Below are 620 nucleotides of genomic sequence, written 5' to 3' on the forward strand. Positions count from 1 at the left end.
AAACATACAAAACACCCAGTAAATAAAGGGTTGTACAATATAGTAAAAAAACGAAAAACAGTTTGTATGGGAGCAAAAGTTAGTACGTCGATAGTTTTATATAAAAGCCAAACTAAGAAGAATGGTAAGCATCCTGCTAAACTCAGGGTTACATACAACCGTAAACAAATGTATTACAGCATTGATAATAAAGAGCGTGTTTATGAATTTACGCCAGAGGAATTCAATAAAGTTCTCGCTCCAAAACCAAGAGGTGTATTTAAGGACATCAAGCTAGAGTTTTCATTAATTGAAGATAAAGCCAATAAGATTATTGCCTCAATGGAAACTTTTTCGTTCAGGCAGTTTAAAACAAAATTTGGTATTGCTGGAGGTGACCTTACAAATATTCTATTCTATTTTGAAAGGCGTATTAAAGAATTTGGAGATAATGACCAATGGTGTAGTTGGGCGCAATTCACTACCGCAATGAGAACCCTAAAAAAGTATTTTGGCAGTAATCAAATCGACTTTAGAGAACTAACTGTAAATGAACTAGAGAAATATGAGCAATGGATGGTGACACAAAATCTTTCAATGTCATCAATCAATACTTATATGGCTTCGACAAGGACAATATT

Annotated in this window: 1 protein-coding gene; it reads left to right on the plus strand. The window is 33.5% G+C overall.

The features are described 5' to 3' along the window. Positions 1 to 66 precede the first annotated feature (66 nt). Positions 67 to 620, plus strand: a 554-nt coding sequence (locus KEM10_RS23980; protein ID WP_212220996.1) for a phage integrase SAM-like domain-containing protein, incomplete at its 3' end; no start/stop codon positions are given.

Origin of the sequence: Carboxylicivirga linearis (assembly GCF_018271995.1) — a bacterium.
In the GTDB taxonomy this organism is placed as follows: domain Bacteria; phylum Bacteroidota; class Bacteroidia; order Bacteroidales; family Marinilabiliaceae; genus Carboxylicivirga; species Carboxylicivirga linearis.